This window comes from Burkholderia sp. 9775_39 (genome assembly GCF_015712225.1).
Taxonomy (GTDB): Bacteria; Pseudomonadota; Gammaproteobacteria; order Burkholderiales; family Burkholderiaceae; genus Burkholderia; species Burkholderia cenocepacia.
The window spans coordinates 473374-489140 of record NZ_JACCQC010000002.1 but is presented as its reverse complement, the minus strand read 5'-3'; the positions used below and the strand labels follow the sequence as shown (position 1 = coordinate 489140).

13 protein-coding genes are annotated in these 15767 nt (G+C 69.7%); 8 read left to right on the top strand and 5 right to left on the bottom strand.

Translation table 11 applies throughout. The features are described from left to right. Positions 1–51: 51 nt before the first annotated feature. Positions 52–2472: a collagen-like triple helix repeat-containing protein gene (locus tag H0X90_RS05015; RefSeq protein WP_196438133.1), complete on the bottom strand. Its 2421-nt coding sequence runs from the start codon at positions 2470–2472 to the stop codon at positions 52–54. A gap of 362 nt (positions 2473–2834) precedes the next feature. Between H0X90_RS05015 and H0X90_RS05010 the strand changes: the two genes are divergently transcribed. Next, positions 2835–3233, top strand: a complete 399-nt coding sequence (locus H0X90_RS05010; protein WP_006486153.1) for a carboxymuconolactone decarboxylase family protein — start codon at positions 2835–2837, stop codon at positions 3231–3233. 72 nt (positions 3234–3305) lie between these two features. On the opposite strand, the gene H0X90_RS05005 is transcribed toward H0X90_RS05010, so the two are convergent. From H0X90_RS05005 to H0X90_RS04995, 3 genes are read right to left on the bottom strand one after another with little or no spacing between them, the layout of a single operon-like run. Beyond that, positions 3306–4289 (bottom strand): alpha/beta fold hydrolase, encoded by a 984-nt coding sequence (locus tag H0X90_RS05005; RefSeq protein WP_006486152.1) that lies wholly within the window; start codon positions 4287–4289, stop codon positions 3306–3308. A gap of 7 nt (positions 4290–4296) precedes the next feature. Continuing rightward, positions 4297–5880, bottom strand: coding sequence for an NAD(P)/FAD-dependent oxidoreductase (locus H0X90_RS05000; RefSeq protein ID WP_006486159.1), 1584 nt, complete (start codon positions 5878–5880; stop codon positions 4297–4299). After that, positions 5877–6779, bottom strand: coding sequence for an SDR family oxidoreductase (locus H0X90_RS04995; RefSeq protein ID WP_006496098.1), 903 nt, complete (start codon positions 6777–6779; stop codon positions 5877–5879). The genes H0X90_RS05000 and H0X90_RS04995 overlap by 4 nt, the downstream gene beginning before the upstream one ends. Before the next feature lie 88 nt (positions 6780–6867). On the opposite strand from H0X90_RS04995, the gene H0X90_RS04990 reads away from it, so the two are divergent. Then, positions 6868–7521: a TetR/AcrR family transcriptional regulator gene (locus H0X90_RS04990; RefSeq protein WP_034178474.1), complete on the top strand. Its 654-nt coding sequence runs from the start codon at positions 6868–6870 to the stop codon at positions 7519–7521. A gap of 45 nt (positions 7522–7566) precedes the next feature. Continuing rightward, positions 7567–8052 carry a hypothetical protein gene (locus H0X90_RS04985; RefSeq protein WP_006496097.1) on the top strand — a complete coding sequence of 162 codons (486 nt, stop codon included), beginning with the start codon at positions 7567–7569 and terminating at the stop codon, positions 8050–8052. A 15-nt stretch (positions 8053–8067) separates the two neighbouring features. On the opposite strand, the gene H0X90_RS04980 is transcribed toward H0X90_RS04985, so the two are convergent. Then, complete coding sequence (locus H0X90_RS04980; protein ID WP_062885332.1) at positions 8068–9021, bottom strand: LysR family transcriptional regulator; 954 nt, start codon at positions 9019–9021, stop codon at positions 8068–8070. A gap of 126 nt (positions 9022–9147) precedes the next feature. Between H0X90_RS04980 and H0X90_RS04975 the strand changes: the two genes are divergently transcribed. From H0X90_RS04975 to pnuC, 5 genes are all read left to right on the top strand, one after another. Next, positions 9148–9792, top strand: a complete 645-nt coding sequence (locus H0X90_RS04975; protein WP_006496096.1) for a glutathione S-transferase family protein — start codon at positions 9148–9150, stop codon at positions 9790–9792. 34 nt (positions 9793–9826) lie between these two features. After that, positions 9827–11890, top strand: a complete 2064-nt coding sequence (locus tag H0X90_RS04970) for a pyridoxamine 5'-phosphate oxidase family protein (protein WP_077189985.1) — start codon at positions 9827–9829, stop codon at positions 11888–11890. 120 nt (positions 11891–12010) lie between these two features. Then, a complete protein-coding gene (locus H0X90_RS04965; RefSeq protein ID WP_006486164.1) occupies positions 12011–12214 on the top strand; it encodes a DUF2970 domain-containing protein in 204 nt (67 codons plus the stop codon). Between the two features lie 602 nt (positions 12215–12816). Further along, complete coding sequence (locus tag H0X90_RS04960) at positions 12817–15048, top strand: TonB-dependent siderophore receptor (RefSeq protein WP_077189986.1); 2232 nt, start codon at positions 12817–12819, stop codon at positions 15046–15048. 59 nt (positions 15049–15107) lie between these two features. Continuing rightward, entirely contained in the window at positions 15108–15740 is a 633-nt protein-coding gene (gene pnuC, locus H0X90_RS04955) for a nicotinamide riboside transporter PnuC (RefSeq protein ID WP_077189987.1), read from the top strand. Positions 15741–15767: the final 27 nt, after the last annotated feature.

The window sequence follows — 15767 nt, the reverse complement described above, 5'->3', positions numbered from 1 at the left end:
GATGTGTGCCCGGCCATTGGCCTGTCGTTCTGGTACGTGATGCGTTAAAGCTTACTTCTTGGTGCCGGCGCCCAGCAGACCGCCGAGCAGGTTGGTCACCGGCGAAAGCAGGTTGCCGGTGCCGCCTGCGGCGCCGCCGCCCGTGCTGCCGGTCAGGCCGGTCACCACCGAGCCGCTGCCGCCCGGCGTCGTCACGGTGCCGGCTGCACCGCCGGGGCTGACCGTGCCGGTGGCGCCGGCCGAGCCGGCCGGCGTGCCCAGCGCACCCGTGAGCGTGCCGACCGGGCCGCTCGTCAGCACGCCGCCGAGCGTGCCGGACAGGTTGCCGCCCGGCGTCGTGACGGTGCCGGTGAGGCTTGCACCGAGCGGCGTCAGCGAGTTGACGAGGCCGGTGACCGGTGCGAGCAGACCGCCGAGGCCTGCGCCGCCGGTGCCGCTGGTCCCGCCGGTCCCGCTCGTGCCACCCGTACCGCTGGTGCCGCCCGATCCGAGGCCGCCGAGTGCGCCCGTCACCGTCCCGAGCAGGCCGGTGATCGGCGCGAGCGGGCCGCCGCTGCTGGTGCCGCTCGTGCCGCTGGTGCCGCCCGACCCGCTCGAGCTGCCGCCGCCGAGGCCGCCCGTCAACGTGCCGAGCAGGCCCGTGATCGGGGCGAGCGGGTTGGTGCCGCCCGTGCCGCTGCTGGAGCTGCCCGCGTTGTTGTCGTGGACGAGGCCGCCGGTCGACGTCACCGTATTGCCGAGCTGCGTCACGACGCCACCGAGGCCCGTGCCGACCGGGTTGTCGGTCGCGCCGCCGACCTTCGTGCCCGCAAGCGCGAGACCGTTGCCGAGCGTGCTCAACAGGCCGTTGAGCGGGGTGCCGAGCAGCGTCACGCCGCCGAGCGTCTGCGTCGCGCCGGGCGTCGTGACGCCGCCGGTCAGCGTGTTCGTGATCGGGTTGATCACCTTGCCGAGCTGCGTTTCGAGCTGCTGGACCGGCGAGCTGTTCAGCGCCGTATTCAGCGCCGAGGCGGTCGAGTTGACCGCGGTGCCGACCGTGTTGACGAGGCTGCCGACGAGGGTCGTCGCCGGCGCGAGCGGCGACAGCGGACCGGTGCCGAGGCTCGTCACTGCATTGCCGAGGTTGTTGACCGCGCCGCCGGCGCCCGTCAGCAGGCCGGTGGTCGACGTGAGCGTCGGTCCGAGCGGGTTCGCCGACACGCCGATCGAGCCGAGGCCGGCCGCGATGCCGTTGCCGAGCGACTGCACGCCGTTGCCGAGGCTGCCGACCGCGTTGCCGACACTGGTGGCCGTCGTCGGGTTCGTGCCGGGGATCTGCACGCCGCCGATCTGGCTGCCACCGTTGACGACCGTCGTGCCGAGCGCCGTCACGAGGTTGCCGGATTTCTGGAGGACGTTGCCGAGCGGGGTGACGCCGGTGCCGGACGTGCCTGAGGTGCCGGACGTGCCCGAGGTACCGGAAGTGCCGGACGTGCCGGACGTGCCCGAGGTGCCGGACGTGCCCGAGGTGCCGGAAGTACCCGAGGTGCCAGAAGTGCCCGAGGTACCGGAAGTACCCGAGGTGCCCGAAGTACCGGAAGTGCCCGACGTACCGGAGGTGCCCGAAGTACCGGAAGTGCCCGACGTGCCGGAAGTACCCGAGGTACCGGAAGTACCCGACGTACCGGAAGTACCCGAGGTGCCCGAGGTGCCCGAGGTGCCCGAAGTGCCCGAAGTGCCCGAAGTGCCCGAAGTGCCCGAAGTGCCCGAAGTGCCCGAAGTGCCCGAAGTACCCGAAGTACCCGAAGTACCCGAAGTACCGGAGGTGCCCGAAGTACCGGAAGTGCCCGAGGTGCCGGAAGTGCCCGACGTACCGGAAGTGCCCGAGGTGCCGGAAGTACCCGAGGTGCCAGAAGTGCCCGAGGTGCCAGAAGTGCCCGAGGTACCGGAAGTGCCCGAGGTACCGGAAGTACCCGAGGTGCCGGAAGTACCCGAGGTGCCAGAAGTGCCCGAGGTACCGGAAGTGCCCGAGGTACCGGAAGTACCCGAGGTGCCGGAAGTACCCGAGGTGCCGGAGGTGCCCGAAGTACCGGAAGTGCCCGAGGTACCGGAAGTGCCCGAGGTGCCGGAAGTACCCGAGGTGCCAGAAGTGCCCGAGGTGCCAGAAGTGCCCGAGGTACCGGAAGTGCCCGAGGTACCGGAAGTGCCCGAGGTGCCAGAAGTGCCCGAGGTGCCGGAAGTACCCGAGGTACCGGAAGTCCCCGACGTACCGGAAGTCCCCGACGACCCCGAAGTCCCCGAACTACCGCCACCCGAAGTCCCCGACGAACCGCCGCCCGACGTACCCGAAGTCCCCGACGTGCCGCTCGTCCCGGACGTGCTCGGCTTGATCGTCGGCGGGGTCGTCGGTCCATCGACCGAGCCGCAGCCGTACAGCGCGAGCAGTGACGAGACGGCCATCGTTACCGTCGTCTTCTTGAAGAGATTCTGCATGTTGGCCTCGACATTGGAAGTGTGTCCAGGCCTTCTCTGCAAATTCCGCGCCACGACATGTTTGGCGAAACGGTGTCGCGATTTGTTGCGGAAATCGGGACTATCGACGCGATTTAAACGGAGGAAAGGCGGTTTCGCGCGACAGGCACGTGCGGTGCGCGAACGTCGCGGCTGCGATGTTCCCGTAAGGCGCCGTAACGCGCGGCCGGATGTTACGTAGCGTCCGGCCGCCGGTGACGCGGACCGCCGCGAACCGAGCGCCGCATCTTTGACGAAACGCGCGGTCGCGCTGAACATGGCGCGACATCCCCGGCCGCCGGCAGCGCGACAGCGGCCACGACTCCAACCACCAGGACACCGACATGAGCGAACAGGACAGGGAATACGGCAAGGCGCGGCGGATCGACGTGATGGGCGAGGCGTTCGTCGAGCGCGCGATGCGCGACCTCGACGGATTTTCGCGTCCGCTGCAGAACTGGCTGAACGAACATGCGTGGGGCAGCACGTGGCAGCGGGGCGGGATCGACCTGAAGACGCGCAGCCTGTGCACGTGCGCGATGCTGGCGGCGCTCGGCCGCGGCACGGAGCTGAAGGGGCATATTCGCGGCGCGCTCAACAACGGCGCGAGCCTCGTCGAGATTCGCGAGGTCTTGCTGCACAGCGCGCTGTACGCGGGGGCGCCGGCCGCGGTCGAGGCGTTTCGCAGCGCGCGCGAGGTGCTGTCGGATCTCGGACTGTCGATACCCGACGACGAAGCCTGATTCCGTCGCGGCGCCGGCTGCCCGGCGGCGGGAGCGGGGAAGCAGGATCAGGCGCCGCTTCGCTGCCGCGATCTACGCGATGCGTACCGTCTGCGTGGCCGTGTCGGCCGGCGCGGCGGCGACTTCGAGCAGCCAGTCGGCCGTCGCGTCGGGAATCGTGACCGGCAGCATGTGGCCGCCCTCGACGACCTTCAGCCGCACGCGCGCCGATTTCTTCGCGAGCGCGTCGCCGTGCTCGCGCCAGTTCAGGATCGGATCGGCGCGACCGTACAGCACGTCGACCGGCAGCGCGAGTTCCGGATAGCGACGCTCCATCGCGGGCAGGTCGACGGGCGCCGACAGCAGGTCCGTCGCCGTCGCGTAGAACACGTGCGGGCGCATCCCGAGCAGGCCGCCGCCCTTGACCGGGAAGTCGCGCGGCACGTCTTCCGGCGCGAACACCTGGCGCACGGCCTGGCGGCCCGTCAGGATCGTCAGCGGAATCGCGAAGGTCCACGACACGAAACGGCGCACGAGCGGCGACGGCAGCATCAGCGGCTTGAACGGCGCAGGCGGCTCGGTCTGCTCGTGCGACAGCGGCGCGATCAGCGCGAGCCGGCTCACGCGGTCCGCATGGTTGAGGCCGACCGCGAGCGCGATCGCGCCGCCGAGCGAGTGGCCGACCAGCACGGGCTTGTCGAGCTTCAGCGCGTCGATGAACGCGGCGACCGTACGGGCCTGCGCGAACACGTTCGCCTGCGACGCCGCGCCGCGCAGCGACCGGCCGGCGCCCGGGCGATCGAGCAGGATCACGCGATGCTGCTGGGCGAGCCGCGTGAGCGGCAGGTACGCGAAATTGCGCCATTGCCCCGCGAGCCCGTGGACGAACACGATCGGCGGGCCGTTGCCGTATTCGACGTAGTGGATGCGGTCGCCGCCGATGTCGACGAAGCGGCCTTCGGGTGGAAACGCGCGGGTCACGCGCCGGGCCACGTAAGCGGAAAACAGCGCGAGCGCGGCGAGCACCGCGACGACGCCGAGCAGCACGTTCTGGATCAGATGGAGCGTAGGAGTCATGTCGGCCTCAGCGGGTTTCGAGTGCGGGTTCGGCGGCCGGCGCGGTGGCCGCCGGGCCGGTCGTGGCGCGGCGCTCGAAATGCATCGCGGAATCGGCGAGCGCGCTGAACTTCAGCGACGCGAGATCGAGCACGTAGTTCTGGTGGAATTTCCATGGCTTGCGGTGCCCCTGCTTCGGCAGGATGCCGGCCGCGCGCTGGATGTAGCCCGAGCTCAGGTTGACGGCCGGCACGTCGCCGAGATCGCCCGCGCCGAGCCGCGGCACGCACGTGTCGTACCCGTTCGCGCGCATGTGGTTGAGCAGCCGGCACACGTAGCGCGCGATCAGCTCGGCTTTCAGCGTCCACGACGCATTCGTGTAACCGAACGACGACGCGAGGTTCGGCACGTCGCTGTACATCATGCCCTTGTACGACACCGTCTCCGGCAAGTCGACCACGCGGCCGTCGACCGTCACGCGCGCACCGCCGAGCATCTTCACCTTCAGCCCGGTCGCGGTGACGATCACGTCCGCGTCGAGCTGCTGGCCGCTCTTCAGCTGGAGGCCGGTCGGCGTGAAGCGCTCGATCTCGTCGGTGACGATCGATGCGCGGCCCGCGCGGATCGCCTTGAACAGGTCGCCATTCGGCACGAGGCACACGCGCTGGTCCCACGGCATGTAGCGCGGCGTCAGGTGCTTCGCGACGTCGAAGTCGGGGCCGAGCTGCCTGCTGGCCGCGCGGATGATGAATTGCTTCGTCCGGTCGGGCTTGCGGCGCGACACGTTGTACAGGTACATCGTCAGCAGGACGTTCTTCACGCGTACGAGCCGGTGCGCGAGCCGCGACGGCAGCACGCGGCGCAGCGCGTTCGCGATCTTGTCGCGCGCGGGCAGCGACACGATATAGGTCGGCGAGCGCTGCAGCATCGTCACGTGCTGCGCGTCGGCCGCCATCGACGGCACGAGCGTGACGGCCGTCGCGCCGCTGCCGATCACGACCACGCGCCGGTTCGCGTACGACAGATCCTTCGGCCAGTGCTGCGGATGCACGAGCTTGCCCTCGAACGTGTCCATGCCGGCCCAGTCGGGCAGGTAGCCGGCGTCGTAGTCGTAGTAGCCGCTGCACATGAACAGGAAGCGGCAGGTGTAGACGAGCGTGTCGGTCGCGCCGTCCTGCGTGCGCTCGATGCGTACCGTCCAGCGCGCACGATTCGAATCCCAGTCGGCCGCGACGACCTTCTGGCCGTAGCGGATCGTCTTGTCGATGCCGTAGGTGCGCGCGGTGTCGCGGATGTAGTCGAGGATCGTCTGTCCGTCGGAGATCGCCTTGTCGCTGTGCCACGGGCGGAAGCTGTAGCCGAGCGTGAACATGTCGGAATCCGAACGAACGCCCGGATAGCGGAACAGGTCCCAGGTGCCGCCGATCGCGTCGCGCGCCTCGACGATCGCCACGCTCGCATGCGGGCAGCGCTGCTTCAGGTGATACGCGGCGCCGATGCCGGACAGGCCGGCGCCGACGATCAGCACGTCGAGGTCGCGGTTGTCGCCGCTGTCGCGGCGGGCGCCGGGGGCGGGCGGCGCATCGCGCCGGTCGGTCGTCGTCGAGGTCATGCGGGGTCCTTGGTCGGCGTGATCGGGCGCGCGGCCGGGGCGGGCGCGCGTTCGAGATTGCGTGCGCGGGCGCGGCGCACGTGGCGCAGCACCAGCCACTGGTAACCGGCGCCGAGCAGGCGCGCGATCCGGTCGAGCCGGCGTGCGTCGGCGCCGACCAGCACGCGGCGCGCATTGCGCTCGACGCCCGCGAGGATCTGCCGCGCGGCCTCGTCGGCCGTCGTCGCATTGATCAGGCGGTTCGCCTGGCGGCGATGGGTCGCTTCGTCCTGGCCCGTCAGCGCGTGGATGCTGGTATCGACGCGGCTCGCGTCGACGATGCCCGTCGCGACGCCGCCCGGATGCACGCAGGTCGCGCTCACCGGCGCACCGTCGAGTTCGAGTTCCATCCGCAGCGCCTCGGTGAAGCCGCGCACCGCGAACTTGGTTGCGTTGTACGCGCTTTGCGTCGGCATCGCGACGAGCCCGAACAGGCTCGACGTGTTGACGACGTGGCCGTCGCCCGACGCGCGCAGATGCGGCAGGAACGCCTGCGTGCCGTGCACGACGCCCCAAAAATTGATGCCGACGATCCATTCGAGATCGGCGAGACGCGCGGTTTCGGCGCTGGCGGCGAGCGACACGCCCGCGTTGTTGAAGATCAGGTTGACCTTGCCGTGCTCGGCGCGAACGAAATCGGCCCACGCGAACACCGCGTCGCGATCGGCGACGTCGAGCCGGCGCTTGCTCACACGCACGCCGTGCTGCGCGCAGAGGGCCGCCGTGCCGGCGAGCCCCGTTTCGCTGACGTCGGCGAGCGCGACCGCGCAGCCGCGCCGCGCCAGTTCGACCGCGAGGCTGCGGCCCATGCCCGAACCGGCGCCCGTGATCGCGGCAACCTTGCCGGAAAATCCCTTCATCCGTCGTTCCTCCCGTTCCGCTTGCGCTGCACCGGCGGCGCGTCTATTGTGGTGTTGTGTGTCACCACTTTAGTTTTCGGGTGTCCTGATGTCAAATAGCGGAATGGAGAAAGCACTCGAAACGGAAAAAAGGGGCCGGTCGTACGGCGGCGTGGCGCCCGAGGTACGGGCCGCCGAGCGGCGCGACGCGTTGATTCGCGCGGCGACGCGCGTGTTCGGCACGGTGGGTTTTCGCAAGGCGACCGTGCGGTCGATCTGCCAGGAAGCGAAGCTGAACGATCGCTACTTCTATGCGGCGTTCGACAGCACCGAGGATCTGTTGCGCTGCACCTACCTGCATCACGCGCAGCAACTGCATGACGCGGTCGCGCAGGCGGTCGCCGCGCGCGGCGGCGAACTGCGCGAGCGCGTCGACGCGGGGCTCGCCGCGTTCTTCGCGTTTCTGCGCGACCCGTGCGCGGCGCGCGTGCTGCTGCTCGAGGTGATGGGCGTGAGCGCGGATACCGACATGACGTATCAGCGCATGCTGATCGACTTCGGCAAGCTGATCATGGCGATCGGCGCGCCGCGCGAGGCCGTGACGCCGGCGGAGCGCACCGAGCAGCGGCTGATCGGGCTCGCGCTGGTGGGCGCGATGACGAACGTCGGCGCGGCGTGGCTGCTGACCGACTATCGCGATCCGGAGGCGCAGATGATCTCCAGTTGCAGGAAGGTGCTGCTGGGGACGTTGCAGGCGGCGTAGATTCGCGGGGACGGGGCCGTTCGCCGCGCACATCAATGGTGGTCGATGAATAACAAGGAAATCATGCAAGCACGCAACCGATGGGGGCGCCGCGTGACGTCGGCGGGGATGGCCGTTTCCGTCCTGATGCTGACGGGCTGCGGCTGCTGGCCGTTTAGCGAGACCACGCGCTATGAAACCGAGTGGAAATCGCAAACGGTCGGGGCGCTGTTCAGGGATGCGGACCGGACAGGCGATGTCTGTCGCGACGCCCTCTATACGCAGCACCTCAAGGACGCGGTATCGGCCTGCAAGGACGGGGCGTATGAAAAAATCCGCAACCGCATCAGCGGCGAGCCCGTCAGGCTGTCGCTCGCGAAGGCGACCTGTGCGGAAGCGCAAGCCCAGCTGGACCAGGGCATCCCCGCCAATATCCAGGACCGGATCTTCAATCTGAACCCGTTCCCCGACGAATTTACTGCCTGCATGAGCGAAAAGGGATTCAAGCGCGAAGAAGTCGAAAAAAAGGCGTGCTACGTGAAGTTCATGTGACGGGCGAGCGACCGGTCAGCCGTTCGCGCGTTTCGGCCGACCGGGGCGTGCGCGCGGCGTTGCAGGCGTCTCCCCGAGCCTCGCCTTCATCGCATCGATGAACGCTCGCACCTTCGGCGAAGGCAGCCGCGTCGACGGATACACCGCGTGAATCCCGGCCGGCGCCGTACGCCAGCCCGGCAACAGCCGCACGAGCCGGCCGGCGGCGACGTCGTCCGCGGTCGAGAAATCCGTCAGCAGCCCGAAGCCGCCGCCCGCGAGCACGATCGCGCGGCACGCGGTCGCGGTGTTCGACACGACCGGCGCGACGCAGCGCACCGATGCGTGGCCGCCGCGCGCATCGTCGAGGTCGAGCGTATGCGGGCGCGGCAGCGACGACAACATCACGAACGGCAGCGCGGCGAGCGCATCGGGGGCGCGCGGCAGTCCGTGCCGCGCGACGAACGCCGGGCTCGCGACCAGCCATTTCTCGTAGGTGCCGAGCTGCACCGCGCGATAGTTCGAATCGGCGAGGCGGCCGATGCGGACCGCGACGTCGAGGTTGTCCGCGACGAGATCGATCACGCGGTCGTTCGCGACCAGTTCGACATCGAGCCCCGGATGCCGGTCGCGTAGCGCGACAACGGCCGGCGCGACGACCAGCGCGCCGTAGTCGATCGGCACGCTCACGCGCAGCGTGCCGCGCAGCGGCCCGGCGTCGGACGACACCGCGTCGAGCGCGGCTTCGGTGGCGCGCACGATGTCGCGGCACGCGTCGTAGAACACGCGTCCGGCATCGGTCACGCTCAGCCGCCGCGTCGTGCGCACCAGCAGGTTCGCGCCGACCTCGGATTCGAGGCGCTGCATGTGCGTGCTGACGACCGTCTTCGCGAGGCCGAGCCGCTCGGCCGCGGCCGTCAGCGAGCCGGCCTCGACCACCGCGACGAAGATCGCCAGCCGGTTCAGGTTCACGTCGCGCAGATCGGCCATCGTCGATTGTCCTATGAAAGCGGAGAATGTTTCCACGATTATCCGTCTTCTGGCGACGAACGGCGAGCGCTACGCTGGAGCCGTTCGTCGCCGATCCCCGGCGGCGCGAGATTCCGGAGTGTTTCCATGTCTGCCGCCAGCAAGCCTGCCTCGCCGATCCGTGTCTATTCGTTCCTGTTGTCCGGCCACGCGCACCGCGTCCGGTTGTTCCTGTCGCTGCTCGGGTTGCCGTCGAAGACCATCGACGTCGATCTGGCGGCCGGTGCGCAGCGCGAACCGGCGTTTCTCGCATTGAATCCGCTCGGGCAGGTGCCGGTGATCGACGACGGCGGCACCGTGATCGCCGATTCGAACGCGATCCTCGTGTACCTCGCGAAGCGCTACGGCGATGCGCACTGGCTGCCGGACGACCCGGTCGGCGCGGCCGTCGTGCAGCGCTGGCTGTCGTACGCGGCCGGCCCGATCGCGTCGGGCCCCGCGGCCGCGCGGCTCGTGACCGTGTTCGGCGCGCCGCTCGACCCGGAAGCGGCCAAGCGCACGGCCGCGAAGGTGCTCGACGTGATCGATCGCGAACTGGCCGGCAAGCCGTTCGCGGCCGGCGCGCAACCGACGATCGCGGACATTGCCGCGTACACGTACATCGCGCATGCACCGGAAGGCGGCGTGTCGCTCGAACCGTATCCGCACGTGCGCGCATGGCTCGCCCGAATCGAGGCGTTGCCGGGCTTCGTCGCGATGCCGACGACCCGCGCGGGCCTGCTTGCCGCCTGACGCCTCTGCCACCGCGCCTGTTCAGGAGAATGCGATGAATGCGCCGACCGCCGTCGTCCCGGGTTGGGAACTCGATACCGCGCCGTTTCATGCGGGCGAGCTTGCCGTGCAGCAGCGCGCAGGCGTGACGGACGCGGCGAGCGCGGCCGGCCGGCGCGGGATCCGGCGCTTCATGCCGGACCAGCACCGGACGTTTTTCGCGCAACTGCCGTTCTTCGTGCTCGGCGGCGTCGATGCGCACGGCCAGCCGTGGGCGACGCTGCGAGCCGGCGCGCCGGGGTTCGTCACGTCGCCGGACCCACGCACGCTGCGCATCGCGGCGCGTGCGCTGCCGGGCGATCCGCTGGCCGGCGCGTGGCACGTTGGCGCGCCGCTCGGCGGGCTCGGGATCGAATTCGATACGCGCCGCCGCAATCGCGTGAACGGCGTCGTGCGCGCGGTCGACGGCGATGCGCTGACGATCGCGGTCGAGCAGAGCTTCGGCAATTGCGCGAAGTACATCCAGGGCCGCAAGCCGACCTTCGTCGCGCGGGACGTCGACGCGTCCGTCGCGCCGGACGTGTCGGACGCGCTGGGCGACGCGGATCGCGCGCTGCTCGCGCAGGCCGATACGTTCTTCGTCGCGAGCGCGAACACGTCCGCGGGGGCGGGCGCGGCGCGCGGCGCGGACGTGTCGCATCGCGGCGGGATGCCGGGCTTCGTGCGCGTCGACGACGCGCGCACGCTGACGACGCCCGATTTCAGCGGCAACCGGTTCTTCAACACGCTCGGCAACCTGCAGCACGATCCGCGCGCGGGGTTGCTGTTCGTCGATTTCGACAGCGGCGATCTGCTGTATGTCGCCGCGCACGCGGAGATCGTGTGGGACGGGCCCGTCGTTGCGTCGTTCGACGGCGCGCAGCGCGTGGTGCGCTTTCATGTGCGGGAAGTGCGGCGCATGCGGGCGGTGCTGCCGTTCCGGTGGTCGGCGGTCGAGCGCGCGCCGCAGTTCGCGGCGATGGCGGCGGCGTCGAGCGGGGCGGCGGCAACGGCCGGAGAGGTGCCGTCCGCGGCCGCGCCGGCATCGGCGCCCGCATGGCGGTCGCTGCGGATCGCGAAGATCGTCGACGAAGCGCGTGCGATCCGGTCGTTCCATTTCGAGCCGGCGGACGGCGGCGCATTGCCTGCGTACGAAGCCGGCCAGCATCTGATGTTGCGCATCGCGCTGCCGGACAGCGACGCGCCAGCGATTCGCAGCTACACGCTGTCCGATGCGCCGGGCGGCGCGCATTACCGGATCACCGTGAAGCGCGAAGGGCGCGTATCGGCATGGCTGCACGATCACGCACAGGCCGGCATGACGCTCGACGCGCAGATGCCGCGCGGCCGCTTCACGTTCGATGTCGCGAGTCCGCGGCCGGCCGTGCTCGTGTCGGCCGGCATCGGCATCACGCCGATGGTCGCGATGCTGCGCCGGGCACTGGCCGATGGCACGCCGTCGCGCCGCGTCGTGTTCGTGCATGGCGCACGCGAAGCGGCCGACCGGCCGTTCGCGGCGGAACTGGCGCGCAGCGCGGCCGCCGATGCACGCGTGTCGCTTCACTGGTTCGACAGTCATCCTCACGAAGGCTCGGCCGCGCGGGGCGGCCGGATCGACATCGGGCAACTGAAGCGGGTTTTGTCGTTCGACGACTACGACTTCTACCTGTGCGGGCCGTCGGCGTTCATGCGCGACCTGTACGACGGGCTGCGCGCGCTGAACGTGCCGGACGAACGCATCCGCTTCGAGGCGTTCGGGCCGTCGAGCGTGTCGCGCAGTGCGACCCGCGCGGCTGCCGCGCCCGCGGCGGCAAGCGTGCCGGTCGTGTTCCGGCGCACGGGGCGCGAAGCTGCATGGACGCCCGCCGACGGCACGCTGCTCGAATTCGCGGAAGGGCAGCGCGTGGCCGTGCCGGCCGAATGCCGCTCGGGTTCGTGCGGCACGTGCGCGACGCGCGTGCTGTCCGGCGCGATCGACTACGCGCAAACGCCCGATGCGCCGGTCGAACCGGGCTGCGCGCTGCTGTGCGTCGCACGGCCCGCGCAAGGCGCGACGGCGCCGCTCGTGCTGGATTGCTGACGCACCTGCGACATGCGGCCGCGGAGGGCCTGCTGCGCAAAAAGCGCGCGCAACTGCTTCTTTTTTCGGATGCCGTCCGGATCGACGATAGCGTCAACCGATTCGATAAAGGAGCCCATCATGAAACTGCTCGGCATGGTCCGCCTGGTCCTGTGGAGTTTCTTCGGCGTGCGCAACAGCAAGGCGCACGCGACCGACCTCGCGAACGCCAACTTCACGCTGCTGCCGTTCGTGGCGATCCTGCTTGCGCTGCTGGTCGGCGCGGTGATTTACGGCGTCGTGCATCTGGTCGTCGATCCGACCGTGACGATGCAGGGTTTCTGAGCGAGCGGCCGGTGAGCCGGTAGCGGGCCGCCATTGCCGCTCCGGTTCGAGGTCGCCTGATCGGCGCACGATGGCGCCGATGTCAGTGGCCGGTACGGCACCACCGGCATCGCGGCCACATCGCGACCACATCGCCACCGTCGTCGCACCGCCCGAACCGCCTGTCCCTGTTCCCGCCTTCCCCGTTTCCCGTTCCGCCCGATTCCGCGGCCCTTTGCCGCGCCCGGGGTAAAATGCGCGCCACGCCGCGATGTCGCGCGCCGGGCAGGCCGCCGTTCCGATGAACGGCCGGCGTGAGTGCCCGCCGCCCGCACCGGGGCGTTCGAAGCGTCCCCCGCATGACACGACCGCGCGAGGCAGCCGGCCGGCCGACAGGCATCCGACGAACCCGTCGGCCGCTGCGTCGGTTCCCGGCGCGTCATCCGAATCCGATGTCCCATCCTGCGTTGTTCCGACCGGTCGGCCCGCCTGCGTGCCGCAAGGTCCGGTTCGTCTGATGAATATCGTGTCGACGCACGTGTCCGGCGGCATTCGCGGGCGCACGCTTCGCAGCTTCGTAACGGGTTTCGACAGATCGAGTGGCGAGTTTTCCATCCAGAACAATGACGGTGAATAGAACAACAGCGGCGCGCGCACGGCGGCGGCGCGCGAAGGTCGGGCTCGGTGTCGGTCTCGGCGTCACGCTTTTCGCGGCGCAGGCGGCCGCGGCCCAGGGCGACACGCCCGCGCCGGGCGCCGATGCGGCGGGCAATGCGACGCTGCCCACGATCACGGTGAGCGGCGAGCGCGGCCACCCGCTGCGCGTGCGCGAAGCGTCGGTCGCGGGGCTCGACGACGCGCCGCTGCGCGACACGCCGGCGTCGGTGAACGTGATCACGCGCGCGCTGATCGACGACCAGCAGGCAAAGCGGCTGAGCGACGTCGTACGCAACGATGCGTCGGTCGTCAACGACTATGCGCCGGTCGGCTATTTCGAAGGCTTCGCGATCCGCGGTTTTCCGGTCGATCTCGCGAGCGCGATCCGGATCGACGGGCTGACGGTGTCCGGCGAGCAGAACGTGCCGCTCGAGAACAAGGAGCGCGTCGAGATCCTGAAGGGCCTCGCGGGCATCGACAGCGGCGTCGTCGCGCCGGGCGGCGTGATCAACTTCGTGACCAAGCGCTCCGCGAACGTGGCGAGCGTGACGGGCGGCGTCGACAGCCGCGGCTCGACGTCGGCGGCCGTCGATCTCGGCCGGCGCTTCGGCCCCGACCATCAGTTCGGGTTCCGGATCAATGCGGCGAAGGAGAACATGCACTCCTATATCGACGGCACGAACGGGCGACGCACGTTCGGCTCGATCGCCGCCGACTGGGACATCAGCCCGCGCGCGAGCCTGCAGCTCAATGCCGAATTCCAGCAATGGATCCAGCGTTCCGCGCCGGGTTACCAGTTGCTCGGCGGCACCGTCGTGCCGTCGGTCAAGACGACGTCGAAGGCGCTCGGCACGCAGCCGTGGGCGAAGCCGGTGACGACCGATGCGCTGAACCTGAATGCGCGTTTCGACTACCAGTTCAACGACGACTGGAAGGCGTATATCGCCGCGGGCCGCAGCCGCACGATGATCGACGACAACAGCGCGTTCGCGTACGGCTGTTCGTATGCGGCAAGCTGCGCGGCCGGCGCGACGTCGCCGTTCTTCTTCGGCGCGAACGGCGACTACGACGTGTACGATTTCCGCAGCCCCGGCGAATACCGGCGCAACGACGATCTGCGCGCGGTCACGACCGGCAAGTTCACGACGGGGCCGCTGCGGCACGAGCTGACGCTCGGCGTGAGCGTGCAGCGCCGCGTCGTGCACATGGCCGACGCCGTGTACGACTACGTCGGCAGTGAGAACGTCTACGGGCCCGACCTGACCTTTTCGCCGTCGCCGAATTCGCCCGGGCCGTCGTACCCACGCCTCGACGCGTGGCAGTACGGCGTGTTCGGGCTCGATCGCATCAGCATCGGCGAACACTGGCAGGTGCTCGCGGGCGGCAAGGAAGTGCTGCTGCGGCAGCGCAGCTGGAGCAGCCTCGACGGCGAGACGACGCATACCGACCGGTCGGTGTTCCTGCCGCAGGTCGCGCTCGTCTACAAGCCGGTGAACGTGCTGTCGCTGTATGCGTCGTACAGCAAGGCGCTGTCGCTCGGCGATCAGGCGCCGGTGCGCGCGACCAACGCGTATGCGTTCCTGCCGCCCGTCGAATCGCACCAGTTCGAGGTCGGCGCGAAATACGACTGGCTCGACCGGCTGAGCCTCACGGCCGCCGTGTTCTCGATCAGCAAGCCGTTCCAGTTCGCCGATCCGGACGCGTCGGGCACGTCCTACACGTTCGTGCAGCGCGGTACGCAGCGGCACCAGGGGATCGAACTCGGCGCGGCCGGGCGCGTGACCGAGCGCTTGGGGCTGACGGCCAGCGTCGCGGCGATTCGCGCCCGCGCGGTCGATTCGGGCTCGCCTGCCTACGAAGGGCACCAGATCATCAACGTGCCCGCGCTGCGCGCGTCGCTGTATGCGGACTACGCGGTGCCGGGCGTCGCGGGCCTGAACGTGCTCGGCGGCGTGGAATACAGCGCGGCGCGCAACGCGAACGAGGAAGGCACCGCGCGCGTGCCGTCGTGGTTCGTGTTCAATCTCGGCGCGCGTTATACGACGAAGATCGGCGGCCATCGCACGGTGTTGCGCGTGTCGGTGGACAATCTGTTCAACAAGTTCTACTGGCGCGACGCAGGCGAGCAGCAGGGCGATGCGTACCTGTTCCCGGGTGCGCCGCGCACCGCGCGCGTATCGTTGACCTATGATTTCTGACCGACCGACATCGGCCGCGTGACGCGCGGCCCCGGCAGCCCACCAGGAGAGCACAGACGATGTCCCCACTCGAAATCGCCGGCGTGATCGTCAGCGCGCTCGCGATCTGGCTGACCGCGAAGCGGCGCATGCTGTGCTGGCCGGTCGGCCTCGCGTCGGTCGCGCTGTACGGCTGGATCTTCTTCGACGCGAAGCTGTACTCGGACATGTTGCTGCAGGGTGCGTTCGCGGTGCTGCAGGTGTACGGCTGGCAGCGCTGGCTCGCGCAGCGCGCGAGCGAGGCCGACGGCGAGGCGGCGCCAGCCGGCGATGTCGCGCCCGTCACCGGCGTACGGCCGCTCAGGATGCTGCCCGACCTGGTCGCGGCGGCCATCGGCAGCGCGTTGCTTGGCGGGATGATGGCGCGCTGGACCGATGCGGCGCTGCCGTTCGTCGATGCGTCGCTGACCGCGTTCAGCCTCGTCGCGCAATACTGGACCGCGCGGCGCTACATCGCGTCGTGGGGGCTGTGGATCGTCGTGAACGTCGTCTACGTCGGGATGTTCGTGTTCAAGGAGCTGTATCTGACGGCCGGACTCTATGCGCTGTTCATCGGGCTGGCGGTGGTCGGCTGGCGCGACTGGAGCCGCACGGCCGCCGCATTGCGGGCAGCCGCGGGCGGCCCGCGCGCATCGGGCGGCGGCGCCCGATGATTCACGCACGGATTCAACTACGGAGCA